Here is a 22,952-nt window from a genome sequence, read left to right as displayed (position 1 = left end):
GCGCGCATGAGCCGTCCGCTGCCCGTGATCCACGGCGTCACCGAGCGCATCGGCGGCGAGCGGGTGGAGGAACTGGATCTGGAATTCAGCAACGGCGAGCGCCGCCGTTTCCACCGCATCCGCCCGCAGGGGCATGGCGCGGTGGTGGTGGTGCCGATGCTCGACGCCGATACCGTGCTGCTGGTGCGCGAGTATGCCGCCGGCATGCACCGTTACGAGCTGGGCCTGGTCAAGGGCCGCATCGACGCCGGCGAGACGCCGGAGCAGGCGGCCGACCGCGAGCTGAAGGAAGAAGCCGGCTACGGTTCGCGCCGCATCGACGTGCTGCGCAGCCTGACCCTGGCGCCCATCTACATGGCCCACCAGTCCTGGCTGGTCGTGGCCCGCGATCTCTATCCCGAGCGACTGCCGGGAGACGAACCGGAGGAACTGGAAGTAGTGCCGTGGAAACTCGACGACCTCGACGCGCTGATGCTGCGCGAGGATTTTTCTGAAGGCCGTTCGCTGGCGGCCCTGTTCATCGCCCGCGAATGGCTGCGTGGCGCCCGATGACGCGGATGAGCGCGGATCTGCACGAAGCCGTCCTGGTCATCGCCCGCGAAGCCGGCGATGCGATCCTCGGCATCTACGACAACGCCTTCGACGTGCAGCACAAAAGCGACGACAGCCCGCTGACCGCCGCCGACCTGGCCGCCCACCGGGTCATCAGCGAGGGCCTGCAGCGGCTCACGCCCGGCATCCCGATCCTGTCGGAAGAGGGCGCCCACATCCCCTGGTCCACGCGCAGCGGCTGGAGCACCTACTGGCTGGTGGATCCGCTCGACGGCACCCGCGAGTTCGTCAAGCGCAATGGCGAGTTCACCGTCAACATCGCGCTGGTGACCCAGCACGTGCCGGTGTTCGGCGTCGTGCACGCACCGGTGGGCGGGCACACCTGGCATGCCGAGCAGGGCCGCAACGCCTACCGCCGCAGCGGCCAGGTCGACGTGCTGCTGCGCACCGCCCGCCCGGCCGCGCGGCCGCTGCGGGTGGCCGCCAGCCGCTCGCACCGCGACGCGCGCACCGAGGCGGTGCTGGCCGGCATGGGCGAGATCGAGACGATCGGGCTGGGTTCGTCGCTGAAGTTCTGCCGCATCGCCGAGGGCGGGCTGGACGTCTACCCGCGTTTCGGCCCCACTTCCGAATGGGACACCGCCGCGGCCCAGTGCGTGCTGGAGGCCGCCGGCGGCGCGCTGCTGGCGCCGGACGGCCGCGCGTTCCGCTACAACCGCCGCGAGACGCTGCTCAACGGCGACTTCATCGCCCTGGGCGATCCGGCGCTGCCGTGGCGGGCGTGGCTGGCCGCCGCCGAAGCGCAGCAGCATGGCTGAAGCGCACGGCATCGACGGCCTGCTGGCGATCATGGCGCGCCTGCGCGATCCGCAGGGCGGCTGCCCGTGGGACTTGGAGCAGGACTTCGCCAGCATCGCCCCGTACACGATCGAGGAGGCCTACGAGGTCGCCGACGCCATCGATCGCGGCGACCTGCACGCGCTGAAGGACGAACTGGGCGATCTGCTGCTGCAGGTGGTGTTCCATGCGCGGATGGCGCAGGAGCAGGGCGCGTTCGCCTTCGCCGACGTGGTCGCGGCGATCAGCGACAAGATGCTGCGCCGGCATCCGCACGTGTTCGGTGCTTCGACAGGCGCGGGGCAGGCTGTCTCGTTCGATGACGCGCAGGCGCAGACGCTGAACTGGGAAGCGATCAAGCGCGCCGAGCGCGAGGCCGCCGGCGAGCGCGACGACTCGGCCCTGGCCGGCGTCTCGCGCGGGCTGCCGGAATGGCAGCGCGCGTTGAAGCTGCAGTCGCGCGCGGCGCGGGTGGGCTTCGACTGGCCGGGCCCGGCGCCGGTCATCGACAAGCTGCACGAGGAAATCGCCGAGGTGCAGGCCGAGTTCGCGCGTGGCCCCGTGGACGGCAACCGCGAGCGGCTGGAGGAGGAGATCGGCGATCTGCTGTTCGTCGCCGCCAACCTGGCGCGGCACGCGCAGGTCGACGTCGGCGGCGCGCTGCGCCGCGCCAACCACAAGTTCGAGCGTCGCTTCCGCGCGATGGAGGCGCTCGCGCGCGCCGACGGCACGCCGCTGGCGCAGCTGTCGCTGGCGCAGCAGGAAGCCTGCTGGGAAAGGGTCAAGCAGCAGGAGCGGGGCGATCCGGCTGCCTAGCGGGTTTTCCCTGCGACCGCTCCCGTAGAGCGGAGCTTGCTCCGCTGCTTTCCGCGCTCTTGACCGCCGCATGGCGGCTCAAGCGCGGACCGGCGACTTCAAGCCGTTCCCGCGCGCGTACCGCTACCGCCACGCCGCCCGCCATCCGATACTCCCCCGATGAAGACCTTGCTGCTGTTCATCGTCACCGCGGTGGCCGAGATCGTCGGCTGCTATCTGCCCTGGCTGTGGCTGCGCAAGGGCGGCAGCGCATGGCTGCTGCTGCCGGCGGCCGCCAGCCTGGCCCTGTTCGCCTGGCTGCTGACCCTGCACCCGGCCGCCTCCGGACGGATCTACGCGGCCTATGGCGGCGTCTACGTAGCCACCGCGCTGGTCTGGCTGTGGGCGATGGACGGGATCCGCCCGGATCGCTGGGACCTGCTCGGCGTGGCGCTGTGCCTGGCCGGCATGGCGGTGATCATGTTCGCGCCACGGGCCGCCTGAAGCCCGCCGCTGCCAGGTTCGATTGCGTGCGGAGCCTGTTCATCTGAATCTTCACATGGCCTGCACTCGCGGCTGGGTAGGTTCACAAACCTGAAGATCACAGGAGACGTTATGCGCCACGCTCAGGAAACGGCCGGACTGGTGTTGGTGGTGGAAGACAACCGCAACATCTCGGAGATGATCGGGGAGTACCTGGAAGGCAGGGGCTTCGAGGTGGACTACGCCAGCGACGGCCTGGACGGCTACCGGCTGGCGGCCGAGAACAGCTACGACGTGCTGGTGCTGGACCTGATGCTGCCGCGCCTGGACGGCATGGAAGTGTGCAAGAAGCTGCGCACCGAGGCGCGCAAGTCCACGCCGGTGCTGATGCTGACCGCGCGCGACACGCTCGACGACAAGCTCACCGGCCTGAGCTCGGGTGCCGACGACTACCTGACCAAGCCGTTCGCCATCCAGGAACTGGAGGCAAGGCTGCGCGCACTGATCCGGCGCGAGCGCCGCCAGGTCGGCTCGGAGGTGCTGAAGGTGGCCGACCTGGTGCTGGATCCGGTCAGCATGCGCGCCACCCGCGGTGGCATCGAGCTGATGCTTTCGCCGATCGGCCTGCGCCTGCTGACCATCCTGATGCGCGAGTCGCCGCGCGTGGTCACCCGCCAGGAGATCGAGCGCGAGATCTGGGGCAACGGCCTGCCCGACTCGGACACCCTGCGCAGCCACCTCTACAACCTGCGCAAGATCATCGACAAGCCGTTCGACAAGCCGCTGCTGCACACCGTGCAGAGCGCGGGCTACCGCATCGCCGACATCGGCTGAAGGGGCGGGCCGCGCCGCTTTTCGTACAAGACGGACACGCAGATGCCCCACGGCCTGCCGCGCAAGCTGCGCATCGCCTTCATCCTGCAGGCGGTGATGGTGAGCGTGGCCATCGTGGTCGGCGTGTACCTGATCTCGGCGGTGATCAAGCACAGCCTGATGAACACCGCCCTGAAGGAAGAAGCCGCGCACTTCTGGCAGCTCTACAGCGCCTCCACCGCGCAGCCGCCGCCCAACACCTACAACATCCGCGGCTACCTGGTGCCCAGGGGCCACTCGCCGATGGTGCTGCCGGAGAACCTGCGCGAGCTGCGCCCGGGCTTCCACGAGCTCGAGCAGGACCGGTTGCTGGTGCTGGTGGACGAACAGGCGCCGGGCCGGCTGTACCTGGTGTTCCTGCAGTCGCAGGCCGAACGGATGGCGTTCTACTTCGGCACCCTGCCGATCATCCTGACCCTGATCGCCATCTACGTGGTGTCCTGGCTGACCTACCGCGCCTCCAAGCGGTTGGTCTCGCCGGTGAGCTGGCTGGCGCGGCAGGTGGCGGCCTGGGATCCGCGCCACCCGGAAGTGGCCGTGCTGGCCCCCGACAGGCTGCCGGCCGACGTGCAGGGCGAGACCCGCCAGCTCGCCGCCGCGCTGCACGGCCTGGGCCGGCGGGTCAGCGCGCACGTGGCGCGCGAGCGCGACTTCACCCGCGACGCCAGCCACGAGCTGCGCACCCCGCTGACCGTCATCCGCGTGGCCACCGACATGGCGATGGCCGAAGACTCGCCACCGCGGGTGGCGCGCGCGCTGCAGCGCATCCAGCGCGCCGGCCGCGACATGGAGGCGGTGATCGACGCCTTCCTGATCCTGGCGCGCGAGGCCGAGGTCGAGCCGCAGAGCGAGGAATTCGACGTCGCCGACATCGTGCTGGACGAGGCCGAGAACGCGCGCGCGCTGCTGATCGGCAAGCCGGTGGACCTGGAAGTCACGCTCAACGCGCGCCCGCGCCTGCACGCGCCGCCGCGGGTGTTCCAGGTGGTGATCAGCAACCTGCTGCGCAACGCCTGCATCTACACCGAGCGCGGCCGCATCGACGTGATCCTCGAACAGGACCAGCTGATCGTGCGCGACACCGGCGTGGGCATGACCGCCGAGGCGATCGTGCGCGTGTTCGAACCGTTCTACCGGGTCGACCCCGACCGGCCGCAGGGCATCGGCCTGGGCCTGTCCATCGTCAGCCGGTTGTGCGACCGCTTCGGCTGGAAGGTCGAGCTGGACAGCGTGCCGGGGCAGGGGACCTGCGCGACCGTTCGCTTCCAGGGCTGACAGCCGCCGGTTCAAGTCAGCTTTCGTCACTGTCAACGGCGCGGCCTTCCGTGCGTTAATCCCCCACTTTCCCTCCCCAGCCGACTCACCGATGAGCCAGCCCCGTCGTCCTGCCCCGCGTCCCCGTCCCCTTCTTCCCCGCATCGCGCTCGGCACCCTGGGCCTGGTCCTGATCGCCGGCGGCATCTGGTACTTCACCCAGCGCGGCGAGCGCGACAGCGAGGGCGCGTACCGCACCGCGCAGGTCGAGCGCGGCGACATCCGCGTGGCCATCTCCTCCACCGGCACGCTCAGCGCCACCTCCACCGTCGTGGTCGGCAGCCAGATCTCCGGCCAGGTCACCGACGTGCTGGTGGACTTCAACAGCCGGGTGAAGAAGGGCGACGTGCTGGCGCGCATCGATCCGAGCACCTACGAGGCGCAGATCGCGCAGGGCAACGCGCAGATCGCCAGCGCCCAGGCCTCGCTGCGGCAGGCGCAGGCGACCCTGGCCAACGCCGAGGCCGACTACCGCCGCAAGGCCGACCTGGGCGGGCAGCGGCTGGTCGCGCAGAGCGACGTCGACCTGGCGCGCGCGGCGCTGGACCAGGCGCGTGCGCAGGTCAACTCCGCGCAGGCGCAGATCCGCCAGCAGACCGCCGCCACCCAGACCACCCGGGTCAACCTGGACCGCACGGTGATCCGCTCGCCGGTGGACGGCGTGGTGCTGACCCGCACCATCGAACCGGGCCAGACCGTGGCCGCCAGCCTGCAGGCGCCGGAGCTGTTCAAGCTCGCCGAGGACCTGGCCAAGATGAAGATCGAACTGGCCGTGGACGAGGCCGACATCGGCCAGGTCGAGGTCGGGCAGAACGTCACCTTCACCGTCGATGCCTTCCCCGACCGCCAGTTCCGCGGCAAGGTCGAGCAGGTCCGGCTGGCCGCCACCACCACCAGCAACGTGGTCACCTATCCGGTGGTGGTGTCGGTGGACAACAGCGACCAGACCCTGCTGCCGGGGCTGACCGTCAATGCCGAGATCGAGGTCAGCCGTCGCGACGGCGTGCTCAAGGTCGGCAACGCCGCGCTGCGCTACAAGCCCACCGGCGCGGACGCCAGCGCGCCCGCCGCCGCTGCCGCCGCGCCCGGGCAGGGCCCGCAGCGCGCCGGCGGCGGCATCGGCAACGACCTGGCCGAGGCCGCGGCCGGGCTGGAACTGACCGATGCCCAGCAGGCCGCCTTCGACGCGGCGTTGAACGCGATGCGCGAGCGCCAGGCCGCGCGCATGGCGCAGGCGCAGCAACAGGCCGGCGGCATGTTCGGCGGTGGTCCCGGTGGCGGACCGCGCGTGGTCGTGGCCGGTGCGGGCGACGGCAACATGCAGGGGCAGATGCGCCAGCGCATGATCGAGCGCATGCAGCAGGATTTCGCCGCCTTCCGCGCCACCCTGGACGAGCGCCAGGCCACGCGCTGGGACAGCGCGCTGAAGGCGCTGATCGGCGCGCGCCGCGCGCCGATCTACAAGCTGGTCGACGGCAAGCCGCAGGCGGTGCAGGTGCGCATCGGCGCCAGCGACGGTTCCAGCACGGAGGTCTCCGGCGACATCAAGGAAGGTGATGTCGTGGTGATCGGCGAACGGGCCAGGCAATGAGCCCGGCCGCCTACCCTGACGCCGGCACCGCGACGGCGGTGCCGGTCATCGAGACGCACGGGCTGGGCAAGGTGTATTCGCCCGGCACCGAGGCCGAGGTCGTCGCGCTCAAGGGCGTGGACGTGAGCATCGCGCGCGGCGATTTCGTCGCCATCATGGGGCCGTCCGGCTCGGGCAAGTCCACGCTGATGAACCTGATCGGCTGCCTGGACACGCCCACGCACGGCAGCTACCTGTGCGACGGCATCGACGTGGCGACGCTGGATCCGGAGGAACTGGCGGTCCTGCGCCGCGACAAGATCGGCTTCGTCTTCCAGGGCTTCAACCTGCTGCCGCGGATGAGCGCGCTGGAGAACGTGGCGATGCCGCTGGGCTACGCGCAGGTGCCGGTGGCCGAGCGCGCCGAGCGCGCGCGGCAGGCGCTGGCGGCGGTCGGCCTGGCCGAGCGCGCCGGCCACCGCCCCAGCGAACTGTCCGGCGGCCAGCAGCAGCGCGTGGCGATCGCCCGCGCGCTGATCAACCGCCCGGCCATCCTGCTGGCCGACGAGCCGACCGGCGCGCTGGACAGCAAGACCGGCGAGGAGATCCTGGCGCTGTTCAAGCGCCTGCGCGACGACAACCACACCGTCGTGCTGATCACCCACGACGCCGAGGTCGCCGCGCACGCGGATCGGATCCTGGTGATGCGGGATGGGGAGTTGCACGAAGAGCCGGGAATGGGGAATCGGGAGTAGGGAATGGTGAAAAGTCCTGACTCCTGCATTTCGTTCGCCTGTGCCGGGTGGAACTGCCGCTTCCAGCCATTCCCTATTCCCCACTCCCCATTCCCGTCCAAGCCATGAACTTCACCGACATCCTCCGCACCGCCATCTTCGCCCTGCGCGGCAACTGGATGCGCAGCGCGCTGACCTCGCTGGGCGTCATCATCGGCATCGCCGCGGTGATCGTGATGGTGTCGGTCGGGCAGGGCACGCAGGCCGAGATCGACAAGCTGGTCTCCGGGCTGGGCTCGCAGCGGCTGGACATATCGCCGGGCGCCGGGCGCGGCGGCGGCGGCGTGCGCATGAGCGCCGGCAGCTTCTTCACCCTGCGCGAGGGCGATGCCGAGGCCATCCGCACCGAGATCCCCGAGGTGCAATACGTCGCCGGTTCGCTGCGCGGCAACACCCAGATCGTGTTCGCCGAGAACAACGCCTCGACCAGCTGGCAGGGCGTGCAGCCGGACTTCTTCGCCATCAACAGCTGGACCCTGGCCAACGGCGAGGGCTTCAGCGCGCAGGACTATTCCGGCGCGGCCAAGGTGGTGATCCTGGGCGAGACGGTGCGCCGCACGCTGTTCGGCGAGGACAGCGGCGTCGGCCAGACCGTGCGGCTGGGGCGGGTGCCGTTCACCGTGGTCGGCACGCTGGCGCCGAAGGGCCAGGGCGGCTTCGGCCAGGACCAGGACGACGTGATGATGGTGCCGCTGGAGACCGCGCGGCGCCGGCTGATGGGCGCGATGGGGCTGCCGCCGGGGGCGGTGATGCAGATCGCGCTGACCGTGGCCGACGCCAAGGACCTGTCCTACGTACAGGGCGAGGTCGAGGCGCTGCTGCGCCAGCGCCACCGCATCGCGCCGGGCGCCGAGGACGACTTCAACGTGCGCAACATCTCCGAGATCGTCGCCACCCGCACTGCCACCACCCGGCTGATGTCGCTGCTGCTCGGCGCGGTGGCGACCATTTCGCTCATCGTCGGCGGCATCGGCATCATGAACATCATGCTGGTGTCGGTGACCGAGCGCATCCGCGAGATCGGCCTGCGCATGGCGGTCGGCGCCGGGCCGTCGGACGTGCGCCGGCAGTTCCTCGCCGAGGCGATGCTGATCTCGCTGATCGGCGGCGTGCTGGGCATCGCCATCGGCATCGTCGGCGCGCTGCTGGTCGGCAAGTTCAGCGACCTGCCGGTGGCGCTCAACGGCCAGGTGATCGGGATGGCGGCCGGCTTCTCGGTGGCCACCGGCCTGTTCTTCGGCTACTACCCTGCGCGCAAGGCCTCGCAGCTGGATCCCATCGAGGCGCTGCGCTCGCAATAGCGCCCCTAGACGGCGGACGATGCACAATCGGCCGATGGACATCGCCGCCTACCGCCGACTGCTCGCCCAGGCGCGGCGCCTGACCCGCCGCGCCGACGAGGCCGAGGACCTGGTGCAGGACACGCTGCTGGCCGCGCTCGAAGCCGGCCTGGCACGACCCGGCCTGGCTTTCGGGCGTGCTGCGCAACTTGGCGGCGATGTCCGGGCGGACGGCGGCACGGCGGCGGCGCAGGGAGGCCGCCGTGGCCGACGCGATGCCGGGCGAAGCAGCGCCATCCGATGCCGCGGCGGGCAACGATTGCGAATCCGCCGCCCGGGCCTGGCTGCTGGAAAGGCTGCCGCCGTCGGCGCGCCGCGTCGCGGTGCTGGCGTTGCATGGGCTGTCGGCCGACGAGATCCGCTGGATCCTCGGCATCGAGGCGACCGCCTTCCGCCAGCGCCTGACCCGCATCCGGCGCGCGCTGGCCGAGTTGCCGGCCGACCGCCGCGCCGAAGTCGCCGCGCTGGCGCAACTGCGCGATCCGGCGCGTTCGGCGGACCTGCCGTTCGGCCGCATCCGCCGCGTGCTGAAGACGGCGCTGCGCGATGCCGATGGCATCGGCGCGCACGACGGCGACGGCCACCTGCTGGTCCTGCGCCCGCGCGCTCACGTTCGCAGCGCCGGCGGCAACTGATCCCTACATCCCAACGGAAGAGGAATCCCATGCTCGCCGAATGCAAACTGGATACCGTCGTTTTCTTCGTCGCCAGCCTCGAACGCAGCGTCTCCTTCTACCGCGACACGCTGGGCCTGTCGGTGGAGCGCATGGACGGGCACGACGGCCCCTTTGCCACCGCGCAGGCCGGACCCGTGTCTATGGTGTTCATCGAGCGCCCGGCCAGGGCGGGCGAGAGTCCGGTCGTGGTGTTCAGCATGGATGCCGGCATCGACGACTGCGCCGAGGCGCTGGCCGCGCAGGGCGTGGAGATCGTCGTGCCGGTCAGCGAGGCGCCGGATGGCGGGCTGAGCCTGGACTTCATCGATCCGGACGGCTGCGTGCTCAGCCTCTATCAGCCGCCGGGCGCCGCGCGTCGTCGCTGAGGCGGCGAGCCATCGGGATCAGCGCAGGTACGGCGCGATCAGCTCGCGCCACAGTTCGTAGCCCTGCCGGTTCAAATGCAGCCGGTCCTCGATGAACAAATCCTCGCGCGGCTGCCCGGCCGCGTCCAGCATCGGCGTGAACACGTCGATGAACTCCACGCCGCGCCGCCTTGCGGCCTCGTCGCGGATCAGCGCGTTGGCGCGGCGCTGCGCATCGAGCAAGTGCGCGCGCGAGGGACTGGGCTTGCTGGCGATGTAGGCGATGCGCACGCCGGGCAGATCCTTGCGCACCCGCTCGACGAAGGCGACGAAGTCGCGGTGCAACTGCTCCGGCGCGCGCCCGCTGTTGAGGTCGTTGTCGCCGGCGTAGAGCACGATCAGCCGCGGCCGGTAGGGCACGACGATGCGATCGGCGTACCAGGTGCTGTCGCGGATCTCCGATCCGCCGAAGCCGCGGTTGATGACCTCCGTGGCGGGGAAATCCTCGGCCAGCGTGTCCCATAGGCGGATCGACGAACTGCCGATGAACAGCACCGCGCCCCGTGGCGGCGGCGTGCGCGCGTCCTCGGCGGCGAAGCGCCGCATGTCCTGTTCCCAGTCGGGGCTGGAGACCTGGCGGGGAATCTCCGGCGGCGCGGACGCGGGAGGCGGGGCGATGCCGGCGCAGGCGGCCAGGCCCAGCAGCAGCAACAGCGGCGACAGCCGGCGCGTGAGCAACGTCATGGGGGAATCTCCGGTGAAAGCGGCACCTTATCCGAGATTCCCGGTGGTTGCCCGCCACCGCCAAGGCGTGAGAGCCACCGCACGGGGCGGGAACCGGCACGGGTCGATGCGGCGGGCTTGTGGCAAAATTACCCCCTTTGGTCCCGCCCGCCCCGCATGCCCGCGTCCGCCCTCCGTTTCCCGCCGCCGCCTTCCATCGGTCCTTCCGTAGCGCAGGCTGGCCCGCCGCCGGCGCGTCGTGCGCTGCTGCCGTCGCGCGGACGCGGCTGAGGCCCGCCCGTGGCCGATGAAACCGGGCACCTGCCGCGCGGCCCGGCGCGCATGCTGAAGGCGACCGTCTGGTCGTTGCAGGGGCTGCGCGCAGCCTGGCTGCACGAGTCCTCGTTCCGGCTGGAGGTCTACCTGCTGGCGGTGATGGGACCGCTGGCGCTGTGGCTGGGCCAGGACGGCATCGAGCGCGCGCTGCTGCTGGGCAGCTGCCTGCTGGTGCTGGCCGCCGAGCTGCTCAATTCGGCCATCGAGGCGGTGATCGAGCGTTACGGCGCCGAATTCCATGAACTGGCCGGCCGCGCCAAGGACATGGGGTCGGCCGCCGTGTTCGTGCTGATGCTGAACGTGCTGCTGTGCTGGGGCCTGGTGCTGGGCCCGCGTTTTTTCTGATTTCGTCGAGGATGTAGAAAGATGATGGAGATGCTGACCGATCCGCAGGTGTGGATCACGCTGGTGACGCTGAGCGCGATCGAGATCGTGCTGGGCATCGACAACCTGGTGTTCATCTCCATCGCGGTCAGCAAGCTGCCGCCGCACCAGCGCGAGGTCGCGCGCAAGTTCGGCATCGCGGTGGCGTGCATCAGCCGCATCGCCCTGCTGCTGACCCTGGCCTGGCTGGCCGGCCTGACCGACGACCTGTTCACGCTGTTCGGCATCGGCATCTCGGTGCGCGACCTGGTGCTGATCCTCGGCGGCCTGTTCCTGCTCTACAAGGGCATCAAGGAGATCATCGAACTGGTCAAGGGCGTGCCGGAGGCGGAGGACGTGCACACCCGCCCGGCGGCCTCGTTCGCCGGCGTGATCGCCCAGATCGCGGTGATCGACATCGTGTTCTCGCTGGACTCGGTGATCGCCGCGGTCGGCATGGCCAACCATACCCCGGTGATGGTCGCGGCGATCCTGCTGGCGGTGGCGGTGATGCTGCTGGCCGCGCGCCCGCTGGGCCAGTTCATCGACAACAATCCCACCATCAAGATGCTGGCGCTGGCCTTCATCGTGCTGGTCGGCGCCTACCTGACGGTGGACGGCTTCGGCCTGCACATCCCGAAGGGCTACCTGTACGCGGCGATGGGCTTCTCGGCCGCGGTCGAGTGCCTGAACCTGTGGGCCAAGCGCAGCGCGCGCCTGCGCCAGCTGCCGGACTGAAAGCGCGGCGGGCCCGCACGCGCCGGCGCTTGCCGGCGCGGCGTCGCGCGTTGTGGATTGATCCGGGGCGGAAGGTCAGAATGGCGCTTCCGCTTCCCGAGGGCCGCACCGGCATGACCTATCTCCACCAGATCGATCCCGTCGCCCTGTCGCTCGGCCCGCTGAAGCTGCACTGGTACGGCCTGATGTACCTGCTCGGCTTCGTCGCGGCGTGGTGGCTGGGGCGCCAGCGCGTGCGTGCCGGGCGCCTGCCGGGCGTGGACGCCAACGCGTTCTCCGACCTGCTGTTCTACGGCATGCTCGGCGTGGTGCTGGGCGGGCGCATCGGCTACGTGCTGTTCTACGGGTTTTCCGGGTTCCTTGAAAATCCGCTGTCGATCTTCAAGGTCTGGGAAGGCGGCATGAGCTTCCACGGCGGCCTGCTCGGGGTGATGCTGGCGGCGTGGTGGTGGACGCGCCGGCAGCGCCTGCACTATTTCGACACGATGGACTTCGTCGCCCCGCTGGTGCCGCTGGGGCTGGGCTTCGGCCGCCTCGGCAATTTCATCGGCGCCGAGCTGTGGGGCAAGTACACCCAGGCCGGCTGGGGCGTGATCTTCCCGACCGATCCGGCGCTGTCGGCGCTGTCGGCCGTCGAGCTGAAGGCGCAGCATGCGGCCGGCATGCTGGATCAGTTCGCCCGCCATCCTTCGCAGCTGTACCAGGCGGCGCTGGAGGGACTGGTGATGTTCGCCGTGCTGTGGACGTTCTCGCGCAGGCCGCGCCCGCGCTACGCGGTGTCGGGGATGTTCGCGCTGCTGTACGGCGCGTTCCGCTTCGCCGTGGAGTTCGTGCGCGTGCCGGACGAAGGCCGCTACGTGGCCTGGGACTGGCTGACCAAGGGCCAGATCCTCAGCGTCCCGCTGATCCTGCTGGGGCTGTACCTGCTTTGGCTCTCGCACCGCGCCCCGACCCTGCAGCCGGCATCGCCGGCCGGCGCGAAGAGCGCATGAAGGCCTACCTGGACCTGCTGCGCCACGTGCTGGAGCACGGCGCGGAGAAGTCCGATCGCACCGGCACCGGCACGCGCAGCGTGTTCGGCTGGCAGATGCGCTTCGATCTGGAAGAAGGCTTCCCGCTGGTCACCACCAAGAAGCTGCACCTGCGCTCGATCGTCCACGAACTGCTGTGGTTCCTGAAGGGCGACACCAACATCGGCTACCTGCAGGACAACAAGGTCAGCATCTGGGACGAGTGGGCCGACGAGCATGGCGAGCTCGGCCCGGTCTACGGCCGGCAGTGGCGGCATTGGACCGGCCCGGACGGGCGCGGGATCGACCAGATGCAGTGGCTGGTCGATGAGATCAAGCGCAATCCCGATTCGCGCCGGCTGGTGATCAGCGCCTGGAACGTGGCCGACCTGCCGCGGATGGCGCTGATGCCGTGCCATGCGCTGTTCCAGTTCTACGTGGTCGACGGAAAGCTCAGCTGCCAGCTCTACCAGCGCAGCGGCGACATCTTCCTCGGCGTGCCGTTCAACATCGCCAGCTACGCGCTGCTGACCCACATGGTGGCGCAGGCGACCGGGCTGGGCGTGGGCGATTTCGTGCACACGCTGGGCGACGCGCACCTGTACTGCAACCATTTCGAGCAGGCGCGCGAGCAGTTGTCGCGCGAGCCGCGCCCGTTGCCGAAGCTGCGGCTCAATCCGCGGGTGAAGGATTTGTTCGCCTTCGCCTACGACGACATCACCATCGAAGACTACGACCCGCATCCGGCGATCAAGGCGCCGGTGGCGGTATGAAGAGCCGGGAATCGGGAATGGGGAATGGGGAATCGCCAGCGGCCGCATCCGGCGGCGAGGCCGTCAGCCGGGCGGAGCAACGCTCCCATTCCCCATTCCCCATTCCCCATTCCCGCATCGTCCTGATTGCAGCGCTGGGCCGCGATCGCGCCATCGGCCGTGGCAACGACCTGCCGTGGCGGCTGCCGGACGATCTGAAGCGCTTCAAGGCACTGACGCTGGGCAAGCCGGTGCTGATGGGGCGCAAGACTGCCGAGTCGCTGGGGCGGGCGCTGCCGGGGCGGACCAACCTGGTGCTGACCCGCGGCGGGCGCGTGCCGTTCGAGGGCATGCGGGCGGTCGCGTCGGTGGAGCAGGCGCTGCGCATCGCCTCGGAGCCGGGCGCCCGCGAGCTGTGCGTCATCGGCGGCGCCGAGATCTACGCGCTGACCCTGCCGCTGGCCGCTGCGCTGCACCTGACCCATGTCGATACCGTGGTCGCCGACGGCGATGCGTTCTTTCCCGAATTCGACGCGGCCCGCTGGCGCGTCACCGCCCGCGAGGCGCATCCGGCCGATGCGAAGCATGCCTTCGCCTTCGAGTTCGTCGATTACATGCGCTGCTGACCGTCAGCGCCAGCGCTGACTGCCCTTGTGGGAGCGACGTCAGTCGCGACGAGGCCAGTTTCCGGTCGCGACTGACGTCGCTCCCACGGGAGGCGGTGGCATCCATCGAGTGGGCAGGTGCGAAGCACGCCTTCGCCTTCGAGTTCGTCGATTACATGCGCTGCTGACCGTCAGCGCCAGCGCTGACTGCCCTTGTGGGAGCGACGTCAGTCGCGACGAGGCCAGTTTCCGGTCGCGACTGACGCCGCTCCCACAGGAGGCGACGGGCATCCCGGCCGACAGCGTAGCAACAACACAGGACGAACGGTTCAGTCCTTCGGCAATTGCCCCTTGGGCGGCGGTGCCACGTCGCGCCCGGGCACCTGCACGATGCGCAGTTCGTCGGTGTCCAGCTGCAGCGCGGTCAGCTTGCCGCCCCAGACCGCGCCGGTGTCGATGGCGTGCACGCCGTGGCCGATCATCAGGCCCAGCGTGGACCAGTGGCCGCAGACGATTTTCAGATCGCGCTCGGCGCGGCCGGGAACCTCGTACCAGGGATACAGCCCCTGCGCCTGGGTGCCGGGCGCGCCCTTCTCCTCGACCACCATGCGCCCGCGCGGCGTGCAGTAGCGCATCCGCGTGAGCAGGTTGATGATCGCGCGCGCGCGGTCGAGGCCGGCCAGCCCCGGCGACCACGGCGGGCGGTCGCCGTACATGTTGCGCAGCAGCTTGCGGTAGCCGCCGCCGTGCAGCTGCTGCTCGACCTCGCGCGCGTGCTTCTCGGCCAGTTGCGTGGTCCACTTCGGCGCCAGCCCGGCGTGGATCATCATCCAGCCCAGCTTGCGGTCGGCGTGCAGCAGCTTCTGCATGCGCAGCCAGTCCAGCAGTTCGCGCGCGTCGTCGGCCAGCACCACGCGCTGCAGGTCGATGTTGACCTTGCGCTGCTCGTCGCGGCTGCGCTCGCCGATCGCCAGCAGCGACAGATCGTGGTTGCCCAGCACCACCACGCTGTGCTCGCGCAGCGAATGCACCAGCCGCAGCGTCTCCAGCGACTGCCCGCCGCGGTTGACCAGGTCGCCGCAGAACCACAGCCGGTCGCGCGCCGGATCGAAGGCGATGCGCTCCAGCAGCCGCGCGGTGGCGTCGTAGCAGCCCTGCAGGTCGCCGATTGCCCAGACCGCCATCAGTGCAGCGTCCGCGGGATGGACAGGGTGAACTGCGGGATCGGCGCGTCGAAGCGGGTGCCGTCGTCGGCCAGCATCCGGTAGCTGCCGCGCATCGTGCCCAGCGGCGTCTCCAGCACCGCGCCGGAGGTGTAGCGGAAGTCCTCGCCGGGCCGCAGGTGCGGCTGCTCGCCGACCACGCCCTCGCCGGTCACTTCCTGCACCTTGCCGTTGGCGTCGGTGATGATCCAGTGCCGGCCGAGCAGTTGCGCCGGCACCTGGCCGCGGTTGCGGATGCGGATGGTGTAGGCGAACACGTAGCGGCCGTCCTCGGGCGCGGACTGATCCTCGAGGAAGCGGGTGGCGACGTCGACGTCGATGGCGTGGTCGGGTTTGTGCATGCCCGACAGTTTATGCAAAGCCATGTGAGGGTTCGACTATGCCGCAGGCGGCAGGTTGGCCAGGCGGATGAAGCCGTCCACCTCGACCTGTTCGGCGCGCAGTTCCGGGCGCAGCCCCGCCGCGACGATCTGCGCCTCGTCGCAGACGCCGGACAGCGCGTTGCGCAGCGTCTTGCGGCGCTGGCCGAACGCGGCGCGGACGATGTCGGCGAAGCGGCGCGCGTCGGCCACCCGCACGCGCCCGGCCGGCAGCGGCACCATCCGCACCACCGCCGAGTCCACCTTCGGCGGCGGCCGGAACGCGCCCGGCGGCACTACGAACAGCGGCGTCACCTCGCAGTAGGCCTGCAGCATCACGCTGAGCCGCCCGTAGACCTTGCTCCCCGGGCCGGCGGCCATGCGATCGACGACTTCCTTCTGCAGCATGAACACCATGTCGCCGATCGCCTGCGCATGTTCCAGCGCATGGAACAGGATCGGCGAGGACAGGTTGTAGGGCAGGTTGCCGAGCAGGCGGATTTTCCCTTCGCCGGCGAGCTTGCCGAAGTCCACCTGCAGCACGTCCTTGTGGACGATGGTCAGCCGGCCGACGCCTTCGGACGCCTCCATCAGCGGCGTGATCAGGTCGCGGTCGAACTCGATGGCGGTCAGCTCGCCGTGCTTCCTCAGCAACGGCAGCGTGATCGCGCCCTGGCCCGGGCCGATCTCGACCAGGCGATCGCCCGGCCGCGGATCGACCGCCAGCACGATGCGATCGATGTAGTGGCGATCGGTCAGGAAGTGCTGGCCGAGCGATTTCTTCGGAGGCGCCTTGAACGTCATCGCGCCAGTTTACGTCGCGCGGCGATGGCCGCGCAGGTCGCGGTCGCGGCGAACAGGCTGGAAGGATCGGCGACGCCGCGCCCGGCCAGCTCCAGCGCGGTGCCGTGATCGACCGCCACGCGCGGATAGGGCAGGCCGAGGGTGAGGTTGACCGCCTGCTCGAAGCCGCTGTACTTGAGCACCGGCAGGCCCTGGTCGTGGTACATCGCCAGCACCGCGTCGAAACCGGCCAGCTTCTGCGGCAGGAACGCGGTGTCGGCCGGCAGCGGCCCGATCAGCTGCAGACCCTCGGCGCGCAGCGCGTCCAGTACCGGGATGATGACGGCGATCTCCTCGCCGCCCAGGTGGCCGGATTCGCCCGCATGCGGGTTGAGGCCGAGCACGGCGATGCGCGGCGATGCGATGCCGAAGTCGCGCAGCAAGGCCTGGTGGAGGATGCGCAGCGTGCGCGCCAGCCCCTCGCCGGTGATCGCGTCGGCGACCTCGCGCAGCGGCAGGTGGGTGGTCGCCAGGGCGACGCGGACGATGTCGTTGGCCAGCATCATCACCACCTCGCAGCCGGCGCGTTCGGCCAGCAGTTCGGTGGTGCCGGTGTAGGCGATGCCGCCTTCGTTGATCGCCGCCTTGTGCACCGGGCCGGTCACCAGCCCGTCCAGCGCGCCGGACAGGCAGGCGTCGGCGGCCGTGGCCAGGGCGGCGATGACGGCGGGCGCATTGCGCGGATCGGTGTGGCCGAAGCGGCCGTCGGCCGCCTGCGGGACGGCGTGCAGCGGCAGGTCGCCGGGGCGCTGCCAGTCCTCGCCGGGTTCGCGCAGGCGCAGCGGCAGGGCCAGCGCCTGCGCGGCGGCGCGCAGCGGGCGCGGATCGGAGAAGGCCAGCAGCGTGCAGTCCTCACGCGCCCGCTGGACGAGCCGCACGCAAAGTTCCGGCCCGATGCCGGCCGGCTCGCCGGGCACCAGGGCGAGCCGGGGTTTCATCAGCCGCCGCTGGCGTTCTCGCCGCGATCGCCGCTGCGGAAGTTGACGTAGGCCTCGCCGCGCAGTTCCTGCAGGAAGCGGTTGTACTCGTCCTCCAGCTTGCGGCGGCCGATGGTCTCGCGCATCTGCGCGCGCTGGTTGGCGCTGCCCATGTCGGTCTGGCGGGTGGCCACGCGCTGGACGATGTGCCAGCCGGCATCGGTGCGGAACGGCGCGGTCACGCCGCCGTCCTCGACCGAGGCGAGCTGCTGGCCGAAGCCGGGGCCGAAGGCGTCGGCGGGGAACCAGCCCAGGTCGCCGCCCTCGCCGCGGCTGTTGGCGTCCTCGGACGACTCGCGCGCGACCTCGACGAAGTCGGCGCCGCCGGCGATGCGCGCGCGCAGCGTGTCGATCCTGGCCTTGGCGGCCGCCGCGTCCTGCACCTCGGTCACCCGGACCAGGATGTGGCGGGCGTGGTATTCGGTCATCATCTGGCTGCCGGCCTGCGCGGCGTCGCGGGTCTCGACCAGCTTGAGCAGCTGGAAGCCGCTGGGGCCGCGGATCGGGCCGACCATCTGCCCCGGCTGCATGCCGCGCAGCAGGTTGACGAAGGCGCTCGGGATCTCGTCCAGGCTGCGCCAGCCCAGGTCGCCGCCCTCCAGCGCGTTGGGACTGTCGGAATAGCGCACCGCGGCGGCCGCGAACTCCATCTCGCCGCGCTCGATCAGGCCCTTGACGCCCTCGGCCTTCTGCTGGCCGACGCCGATCTGCTCGGCGCTGGCGCCTTCCGGCAGCGCGACCAGGATGTGCGCCAGGTGGTACTGCACGCTGCCGCCGGCCTGCGCGGCCAGCGCCGCGTCCACCTCGCCCTCGCTGACCTGCACGCGGCTCTGGGCGAAGCTCTGGCGCAGCCGCTGCACGCTCATCTCCTCGCGCAGCGAGGCGCGGAAGTCGTCGAACGACATGCCATCGGCCTGCAGGCGCTGGCGCAGCGCGTCCAGGCTCATGCCGTTCTGCTGGGCGACGGCGGCGACGGCGCTGTTGAGTTCCTGGTCGCTGACGCGGATGCCGCTCTCGGCGGCGCGCGCGACCTGCAGCTTGACCAGCACCAGGCGCTCGAGCACCTGCCGCTCCAGCACCGCGCGCGGCGGCAGCTGGCCGGGCTGGTTGGCGTACTGGCTGACGACGTTCTGCACGGCGCGCTCGAGCTCGCTTTGCAGGATGACGTCCTCGTTGACGACGGCGGCGATGCGGTCGAGGGGCTGTAGCGTCTGGGCGTGGGAGACGCCGATGGCGGCGGCCAGCAGCACGGCCAGCAGGACGCGGTTGAACAGGGCGCGATTGGGCATGGTCTTCATGGGATTGGGTCCGGAGCCTGGGCTTTGCCGGCCGGAGTAGAGACGGTGTTGCCTGGCGGGACCAGATAGAGGTCGTCGCGGTAGTACCCGAGGATAGCACGGCGCAAGGTGCGCTCGGTGTCCTGGCCGGCCGAGCCCAGTCCCTTGAGGACGAACTCGACCTGGAAGGCGGTGTTCATGTCGCCCTCCCGGCTGCGCACGTAGCGACGCACCAGCGCGCGCACCGCCAGGCAGCAGCTGTCCCACTGCACGCCGGCGATGCCTTCGAGCATCTGGTCGTCCTCGAAGGAGTGGTAGTAGCGGCCGACCACGCTCCACGCCGGGGTGACCGGGTAGAGGAAGGAGAAGTCGGCCTGTTCCAGCAGGTCGCGGCGGTGGCGGTAGGTCAGGTTGACCACGCCGTCCTCGCCGAACAGGTAGCGCGCGCGCACGCTGGCCAGGTCCTCGCGGCGGAACTTGGGATCCCACTGGTAGGACGCGCCGATGGTCCAGCGATCGGTCGGCGCGTAGTTGGCGTCGGCGACCCAGGCCGACTTGCCCTGCGACACCGGTATCTCGCCCGGCGCGGTGACCCGGTTGTCGTCGAAATAGCGGATCTGGCCGATGCTGGCCGACAGCCGCTCGAAGCCGTCGGACTGGCGCAGGAAGCGCGTGCTCAGCGCCAGGGTCAGCTGGTTGGCGTCGGTCTGCCGGTCCGGGCCGGTGTAGCGGTTGTCGCGGAACATCTGCCCCCAGCTGAAGGAGAACGGCCGGGTGTCGAAGATCGGCAGGCCGTCCTGCTCGCGGTAGGGCGCGTTGAGGTAGAACAGGCGCGGTTCCAGCGTGTGCAGGAAGCGGCTGCCCTTGATCTCGGTCTCGCGGTCGAAATACAGGCCGGCGTCGAGCGAGGCGATCGGCAGGCTGCGCTGCGGCGCGTCGTCGCGGTAGGGCGCGGCCTGCGCCGGCGTGACCTGATCCGGCGCGATGCCCAGGGCTGCGGCGGCCTGCTGCGCGGCCAGGCGATCGGCCAGGCCGTCCTCCAGCCGGTAGGCGGTATGCCGCCAGGCCAGGGTGGGGATGACGAACCAGGCGGCGCCCTGCAGCGGCATCGACACGAACGGCTTGATGTCCACGCGGCTGCCGCCGGGATGCTGGTCGTGCTGGAAGCGCACCGCCTCGGCATGCATGCCGGCGGTCAGCCAGCGGCCGAACGGCTGCTCCCAGTTGGCGTACAGGCGCGGCAGCCGGTTGTAGGGCAGCGACAGCTCGCTGATGGTGTAGTCCGACAACTGCCAGTGGTCGGCCATCAGGCCGCCGCTCCAGTGGCGGCCCAGGCCGAAGATGCCGGCGCTGCTGACCACGGAGGTCATCGCCTGGCCGTACAGCGAGTTGCTGAAGTCCTCGGTGTAGCGCGAATCGCTGATCCAGGTCAGGTTGGCGCGCGCCTGCCAGATGCGGTTGAGGTTGTGGTTGCCGGCGAAGGCGAACATGCCGCGGGCGTCGTCCGGATCCGGGTTGCGCAACGGGTCGAAGCCGGGCTCGCGCGCGCGGTCGCGCAGCAGCTCGTCGCTGGGCATCCAGCTGCCCTCCAGCACGCCCTGGCCCTTCGGGTACAGGTAGCGGAACTCGGCCCCCAGCAGCGCGCCGCGATCGCTCATGTAGCGCGGGTACAGGGTGGCGTCGTAGTTGGGCGCGAGGTTGAAGTAGACCGGCTGCTCATAGTCGAAGCCGTTGCGGCCGGACATGCTGATCGACGGATACAGCAGGCCGGTATGGCGGCGGTCGTCGATCGGGAACTTCAGGTAGGGCACGTACAGCACGGGAAATTTGCCGAGCCGGATGGTCGCCCCGCGCGCCACGCCCCAGCCGGCGTCGGTGTCCACGTCGATGCGCCGCGAACGCAGCTCCCAGCGGCGATCGGAGGGATCGCAGGTGGAATAGGTCGAGTGGCGCATGATGCCGGTCGAGCCCTTCATCTCGATGCGGTCGGCGCCGCCGTTGCCGCGCCGCGACACCAGCTGGTAGCGGATGTTGTCGATCTGGTGGGTGTCGTCCTCCTGGTTGCCGCGCGCGCGCTCGGCGACCAGGCGGATGCCGGCGTCCTGGTAGCGCACGTGGCCGTCGGCGACGTAGGTGTCGTTTTCCTGGTCGTACTTGAGGTTGTCGGCGCCTAGGAACTGGTCGCCGCGGGTCAGCGCGACGTTGCCCTGGTATTCCAGGTTGGCCTCGGTGCCGCCGAGTTCATCGCCCTCGATCGAGGTCGGCAGTCCGGTGCGATCGCCGCGTGGCTGGCCGGCCGGCGCGCCCGCGAAGCTGGGGATCACGTCCTGCACTGGGCACAGCGCCCAGCTCACGGGCTTGTCGTCGTCGGCCATCGCCGGCAGGCAGAGGGCGATGCTTAGCGGCAGCGGCAGCAGGCGGAAGGCAGGGCGCACGCGGTGCAGGGCTCCATGAGCGGGAGGCGAAAGCGGCCGCTAGCTTGCCGGATAAGGCGCATGCGGGCAATGAAGGCCCCACGGCGGTTTCGGGCGGGGTTCATGCTGTGCCCCGGTCGCGCGGGCAGGGGCAGTGGAGCATGATCGGCCCTGCGCCATCCCGTAGAGCCGAGCCTGCTCGGCTGCTGCGGCTTCGCGCGGGGCAGGGCAGTGGAGCAAGCTCCGCGCTACGCCATCTTGCGGGGCCGGGCTGGTTCGGCTGCCCTGGCTAGCGCAGCTCGTCGCAGTGGGCGACGCTGCATTCGCGCAGCGCCTCCAGGTCGTAGCCGCCCTCCAGCATCGACACCACGCGGCCGCCGGCATGGCGGCGGGCCAGCGCGCGCAACTGCCGGGTCAGCCAGGCGAAGTCGCTGGTCTCCAGCATCAGGTCGGCCAGCGGATCGCGCACATGCGCGTCGAAGCCGGCCGAGATCAGCAACAGCTGCGGCTGCAGGGTTTCCAGCGCCGGCAGCAGCTCGTCCTCCCAGACGTTCTGGAAGCGGAAGCCGCCGCTGCCCGGCGGCAGCAGCACGTTGAACACGTTGCCGACCCCGCGTTCGTACGGCGCGCCGCTGTTGGGATACAGCCCGGACTCGTGGCTGCTGAAGTAGGCCACGCGGGGATCGTTGAAGAAGATGTCCTGGGTGCCGTTGCCGTGGTGGACGTCGAAATCGACGATCGCCACCCGTTCCAGCCCATGCGCGTCGCAGGCGTGGGCGGCGGCGATGGCGATGTTGTTGAACAGGCAGAAGCCCATCGCGGTGCTGCCGGTGGCGTGGTGGCCGGGCGGGCGCACCGCGCAGAAGACGGTGTCGGCGTCGCCGCGCATCACCGCGTCCACCGCCGCCACGCCGGCGCCGGCGGCGTGCAGCGCGGCCTGGCGCGAACCGGGCGACATCGCCGTGTCCGGATCCAGTTGCAGGTAGTCGTCCGGCCCGGTGTCCAGCACCTGCCGGATCAGTTCCTCGGCGTGCACGCGCTGCAGGTCGCCGCGCTTGACCATCGGCGCCTCGCGCCAGTCGGCATCGCCGTGGGCCTGCCGCAGGGCTTCCAGCACCACCTGCAGCCGCGCCGGTCTTTCCGGATGCTCGGGACCGGGATCGTGCTGCAGGCAGGCCGGGTGCGTGTAGATGATCACGCGTGCCGGCGCTGGTGGTTCCAGATCACTTCGCCCTGGCCGTCGTGGCGCGCCAGCACGCGCGCCAGCACGAACAGCAGGTCGGACAGGCGGTTGAGGTAGCCGATGGCCTCCGGCCGCACCGCCTCGTGGCGGGCCAGGGCGACGGTCTCGCGCTCGGCGCGGCGCACGATGGTGCGGGCCAGGTGGCAGCGCGCGGCGGCCTCGCCGCCGGCCGGCAGGATGAAGTCCTTCAATGCCGGCAGCGGTGCGTTGTAGTGGTCCAGCCGCTGCTCCAGCGCGGCGACGTCGGCGGCGGTGATCGCCGCGTGGCCGGGGATGCACAGCTCGCCGCCGAGATCGAACAGCTGGTGCTGGAGGGTGGTGAGCAGTTCGCGCACGTCCTGCGGCAGCGCCGGCACCGCCAGCAGCACGCCGAGCGCCGAGTTGGCCTCGTCGACGGTGCCGTAGGCGTTAACCCGCGCCGAGTCCTTGCCGACGCGGGTGCCGTCGCCCAGACCGGTGCTGCCGTCGTCGCCGGTGCGGGTGTAGATGCGGGAGAGGCGGTTGCCCATC

At 70.5% G+C, this 22,952-nt stretch carries 24 protein-coding genes and 2 pseudogenes; 17 read left to right on the top strand and 9 right to left on the bottom strand.

Features of this window, described 5'->3' with window-relative positions; translation table 11 throughout:
- The first annotated feature begins 6 nt into the window (after nt 1–6).
- From nudE to AAG688_RS13525, 12 genes and pseudogenes are all read left to right on the top strand, one after another.
- Nucleotides 7–552: an ADP compounds hydrolase NudE gene (gene nudE, locus AAG688_RS13580; RefSeq protein WP_411832764.1), complete on the top strand. Its 546-nt coding sequence runs from the start codon at nt 7–9 to the stop codon at nt 550–552.
- A complete protein-coding gene (cysQ, locus tag AAG688_RS13575) occupies nt 549–1,370 on the top strand; it encodes a 3'(2'),5'-bisphosphate nucleotidase CysQ (protein WP_411835017.1) in 822 nt (273 codons plus the stop codon). Before nudE ends, cysQ begins: the two co-directional genes overlap by 4 nt.
- On the top strand, nt 1,363–2,205 hold the full coding sequence (mazG, locus tag AAG688_RS13570) for a nucleoside triphosphate pyrophosphohydrolase (RefSeq protein ID WP_411832763.1): 843 nt from the start codon (nt 1,363–1,365) through the stop codon (nt 2,203–2,205). Before cysQ ends, mazG begins: the two co-directional genes overlap by 8 nt.
- 159 nt (nt 2,206–2,364) lie before the next feature.
- The gene (locus AAG688_RS13565) at nt 2,365–2,688 is read left to right on the top strand and encodes a YnfA family protein (protein ID WP_411832762.1); all 324 of its coding nucleotides are present in this window, start codon (nt 2,365–2,367) and stop codon (nt 2,686–2,688) included.
- 111 nt (nt 2,689–2,799) lie between these two features.
- On the top strand, nt 2,800–3,501 hold the full coding sequence (locus AAG688_RS13560; RefSeq protein ID WP_411832761.1) for a response regulator transcription factor: 702 nt from the start codon (nt 2,800–2,802) through the stop codon (nt 3,499–3,501).
- A 42-nt stretch (nt 3,502–3,543) separates the two neighbouring features.
- Nucleotides 3,544–4,815, top strand: a complete 1,272-nt coding sequence (locus AAG688_RS13555; protein WP_411832760.1) for a sensor histidine kinase — start codon at nt 3,544–3,546, stop codon at nt 4,813–4,815.
- 91 nt (nt 4,816–4,906) lie between these two features.
- Complete coding sequence (locus AAG688_RS13550; protein WP_411832759.1) at nt 4,907–6,445, top strand: efflux RND transporter periplasmic adaptor subunit; 1,539 nt, start codon at nt 4,907–4,909, stop codon at nt 6,443–6,445.
- Entirely contained in the window at nt 6,442–7,179 is a 738-nt protein-coding gene (locus AAG688_RS13545) for an ABC transporter ATP-binding protein (RefSeq protein ID WP_411832758.1), read from the top strand. The genes AAG688_RS13550 and AAG688_RS13545 overlap by 4 nt, the downstream gene beginning before the upstream one ends.
- A gap of 104 nt (nt 7,180–7,283) precedes the next feature.
- On the top strand, nt 7,284–8,519 hold the full coding sequence (locus tag AAG688_RS13540) for an ABC transporter permease (protein WP_411832757.1): 1,236 nt from the start codon (nt 7,284–7,286) through the stop codon (nt 8,517–8,519).
- Between the two features lie 19 nt (nt 8,520–8,538).
- Nucleotides 8,539–8,652 (top strand): annotated as a pseudogene (locus tag AAG688_RS13535) (sigma factor); the annotation flags it as partial.
- 109 nt (nt 8,653–8,761) lie between these two features.
- Nucleotides 8,762–9,193: a hypothetical protein gene (locus AAG688_RS13530; RefSeq protein WP_411835049.1), complete on the top strand. Its 432-nt coding sequence runs from the start codon at nt 8,762–8,764 to the stop codon at nt 9,191–9,193.
- Between the two features lie 29 nt (nt 9,194–9,222).
- Nucleotides 9,223–9,600: a VOC family protein gene (locus AAG688_RS13525; RefSeq protein WP_411835016.1), complete on the top strand. Its 378-nt coding sequence runs from the start codon at nt 9,223–9,225 to the stop codon at nt 9,598–9,600.
- A gap of 18 nt (nt 9,601–9,618) precedes the next feature.
- Here the strand turns inward: AAG688_RS13525 and AAG688_RS13520 are convergent, their stop codons facing one another.
- On the bottom strand, nt 9,619–10,323 hold the full coding sequence (locus AAG688_RS13520) for an SGNH/GDSL hydrolase family protein (RefSeq protein WP_411832755.1): 705 nt from the start codon (nt 10,321–10,323) through the stop codon (nt 9,619–9,621).
- 279 nt (nt 10,324–10,602) lie between these two features.
- Between AAG688_RS13520 and AAG688_RS13515 the strand changes: the two genes are divergently transcribed.
- From AAG688_RS13515 to AAG688_RS13495, 5 genes are all read left to right on the top strand, one after another.
- Entirely contained in the window at nt 10,603–10,983 is a 381-nt protein-coding gene (locus AAG688_RS13515) for a diacylglycerol kinase (RefSeq protein WP_411832753.1), read from the top strand.
- A 21-nt stretch (nt 10,984–11,004) separates the two neighbouring features.
- Nucleotides 11,005–11,739 carry a TerC family protein gene (locus tag AAG688_RS13510; RefSeq protein ID WP_411832752.1) on the top strand — a complete coding sequence of 245 codons (735 nt, stop codon included), beginning with the start codon at nt 11,005–11,007 and terminating at the stop codon, nt 11,737–11,739.
- Between the two features lie 113 nt (nt 11,740–11,852).
- On the top strand, nt 11,853–12,731 hold the full coding sequence (gene lgt / locus AAG688_RS13505) for a prolipoprotein diacylglyceryl transferase (protein ID WP_411835015.1): 879 nt from the start codon (nt 11,853–11,855) through the stop codon (nt 12,729–12,731).
- Complete coding sequence (locus tag AAG688_RS13500) at nt 12,728–13,522, top strand: thymidylate synthase (RefSeq protein ID WP_411832751.1); 795 nt, start codon at nt 12,728–12,730, stop codon at nt 13,520–13,522. Before lgt ends, AAG688_RS13500 begins: the two co-directional genes overlap by 4 nt.
- Before the next feature lie 116 nt (nt 13,523–13,638).
- On the top strand, nt 13,639–14,127 hold the full coding sequence (locus AAG688_RS13495) for a dihydrofolate reductase (protein ID WP_411835014.1): 489 nt from the start codon (nt 13,639–13,641) through the stop codon (nt 14,125–14,127).
- 314 nt (nt 14,128–14,441) lie between these two features.
- On the opposite strand, the pseudogene AAG688_RS13490 reads toward AAG688_RS13495, so the two are convergent.
- The 8 genes and pseudogenes from AAG688_RS13490 to AAG688_RS13455 form a co-directional block, all read right to left on the bottom strand.
- Nucleotides 14,442–15,290, bottom strand: a pseudogene (locus tag AAG688_RS13490) (symmetrical bis(5'-nucleosyl)-tetraphosphatase); the annotation flags it as partial.
- On the bottom strand, nt 15,290–15,694 hold the full coding sequence (apaG, locus tag AAG688_RS13485; RefSeq protein WP_411832750.1) for a Co2+/Mg2+ efflux protein ApaG: 405 nt from the start codon (nt 15,692–15,694) through the stop codon (nt 15,290–15,292). The pseudogene AAG688_RS13490 and the gene apaG, both read right to left, overlap by 1 nt.
- 12 nt (nt 15,695–15,706) lie before the next feature.
- Entirely contained in the window at nt 15,707–16,492 is a 786-nt protein-coding gene (rsmA, locus tag AAG688_RS13480) for a 16S rRNA (adenine(1518)-N(6)/adenine(1519)-N(6))-dimethyltransferase RsmA (protein WP_411832749.1), read from the bottom strand.
- Nucleotides 16,489–17,472: a 4-hydroxythreonine-4-phosphate dehydrogenase PdxA gene (gene pdxA / locus AAG688_RS13475; protein WP_411835013.1), complete on the bottom strand. Its 984-nt coding sequence runs from the start codon at nt 17,470–17,472 to the stop codon at nt 16,489–16,491. Before pdxA ends, rsmA begins: the two co-directional genes overlap by 4 nt.
- On the bottom strand, nt 17,469–18,797 hold the full coding sequence (locus AAG688_RS13470) for a peptidylprolyl isomerase (RefSeq protein ID WP_411832748.1): 1,329 nt from the start codon (nt 18,795–18,797) through the stop codon (nt 17,469–17,471). The genes pdxA and AAG688_RS13470 overlap by 4 nt, the downstream gene beginning before the upstream one ends.
- A 5-nt stretch (nt 18,798–18,802) precedes the next feature.
- Complete coding sequence (gene lptD / locus AAG688_RS13465; RefSeq protein ID WP_411832747.1) at nt 18,803–21,220, bottom strand: LPS assembly protein LptD; 2,418 nt, start codon at nt 21,218–21,220, stop codon at nt 18,803–18,805.
- A 268-nt stretch (nt 21,221–21,488) separates the two neighbouring features.
- Nucleotides 21,489–22,397 carry a histone deacetylase family protein gene (locus tag AAG688_RS13460; RefSeq protein WP_411832746.1) on the bottom strand — a complete coding sequence of 303 codons (909 nt, stop codon included), beginning with the start codon at nt 22,395–22,397 and terminating at the stop codon, nt 21,489–21,491.
- Complete coding sequence (locus AAG688_RS13455; protein ID WP_411832745.1) at nt 22,394–22,951, bottom strand: cob(I)yrinic acid a,c-diamide adenosyltransferase; 558 nt, start codon at nt 22,949–22,951, stop codon at nt 22,394–22,396. Before AAG688_RS13455 ends, AAG688_RS13460 begins: the two co-directional genes overlap by 4 nt.
- Nucleotide 22,952: the final 1 nt, after the last annotated feature.

This window comes from Pseudoxanthomonas mexicana (genome assembly GCF_046736355.1).
Classification (GTDB): Bacteria; Pseudomonadota; Gammaproteobacteria; order Xanthomonadales; family Xanthomonadaceae; genus Pseudoxanthomonas_A; species Pseudoxanthomonas_A mexicana_B.
This window is presented reverse-complemented; position numbering and strand designations above follow the sequence as displayed.

Excerpts from the sequence above, each read along its gene's own strand:
- lgt (WP_411835015.1), top strand. The coding sequence starts at position 11,853 with ATGACCTATCTCCACCAGATCGATCCCGTCGCCCTGTCGCTCGGCCCG.
- AAG688_RS13560 (WP_411832761.1), top strand. The coding sequence starts at position 2,800 with ATGCGCCACGCTCAGGAAACGGCCGGACTGGTGTTGGTGGTGGAAGAC.
- AAG688_RS13540 (WP_411832757.1), top strand. The coding sequence starts at position 7,284 with ATGAACTTCACCGACATCCTCCGCACCGCCATCTTCGCCCTGCGCGGC.
- AAG688_RS13565 (WP_411832762.1), top strand. The coding sequence starts at position 2,365 with ATGAAGACCTTGCTGCTGTTCATCGTCACCGCGGTGGCCGAGATCGTC.
- AAG688_RS13545 (WP_411832758.1), top strand. The coding sequence starts at position 6,442 with ATGAGCCCGGCCGCCTACCCTGACGCCGGCACCGCGACGGCGGTGCCG.
- mazG (WP_411832763.1), top strand. The coding sequence starts at position 1,363 with ATGGCTGAAGCGCACGGCATCGACGGCCTGCTGGCGATCATGGCGCGC.
- AAG688_RS13520 (WP_411832755.1), bottom strand. The coding sequence starts at position 10,323 with ATGACGTTGCTCACGCGCCGGCTGTCGCCGCTGTTGCTGCTGCTGGGC.
- AAG688_RS13500 (WP_411832751.1), top strand. The coding sequence starts at position 12,728 with ATGAAGGCCTACCTGGACCTGCTGCGCCACGTGCTGGAGCACGGCGCG.
- nudE (WP_411832764.1), top strand. The coding sequence starts at position 7 with ATGAGCCGTCCGCTGCCCGTGATCCACGGCGTCACCGAGCGCATCGGC.
- apaG (WP_411832750.1), bottom strand. The coding sequence starts at position 15,694 with ATGGCTTTGCATAAACTGTCGGGCATGCACAAACCCGACCACGCCATC.
- AAG688_RS13470 (WP_411832748.1), bottom strand. The coding sequence starts at position 18,797 with ATGCCCAATCGCGCCCTGTTCAACCGCGTCCTGCTGGCCGTGCTGCTG.
- rsmA (WP_411832749.1), bottom strand. The coding sequence starts at position 16,492 with ATGACGTTCAAGGCGCCTCCGAAGAAATCGCTCGGCCAGCACTTCCTG.
- AAG688_RS13555 (WP_411832760.1), top strand. The coding sequence starts at position 3,544 with ATGCCCCACGGCCTGCCGCGCAAGCTGCGCATCGCCTTCATCCTGCAG.
- AAG688_RS13525 (WP_411835016.1), top strand. The coding sequence starts at position 9,223 with ATGCTCGCCGAATGCAAACTGGATACCGTCGTTTTCTTCGTCGCCAGC.
- AAG688_RS13455 (WP_411832745.1), bottom strand. The coding sequence starts at position 22,951 with ATGGGCAACCGCCTCTCCCGCATCTACACCCGCACCGGCGACGACGGC.
- cysQ (WP_411835017.1), top strand. The coding sequence starts at position 549 with ATGACGCGGATGAGCGCGGATCTGCACGAAGCCGTCCTGGTCATCGCC.
- AAG688_RS13550 (WP_411832759.1), top strand. The coding sequence starts at position 4,907 with ATGAGCCAGCCCCGTCGTCCTGCCCCGCGTCCCCGTCCCCTTCTTCCC.
- AAG688_RS13510 (WP_411832752.1), top strand. The coding sequence starts at position 11,005 with ATGATGGAGATGCTGACCGATCCGCAGGTGTGGATCACGCTGGTGACG.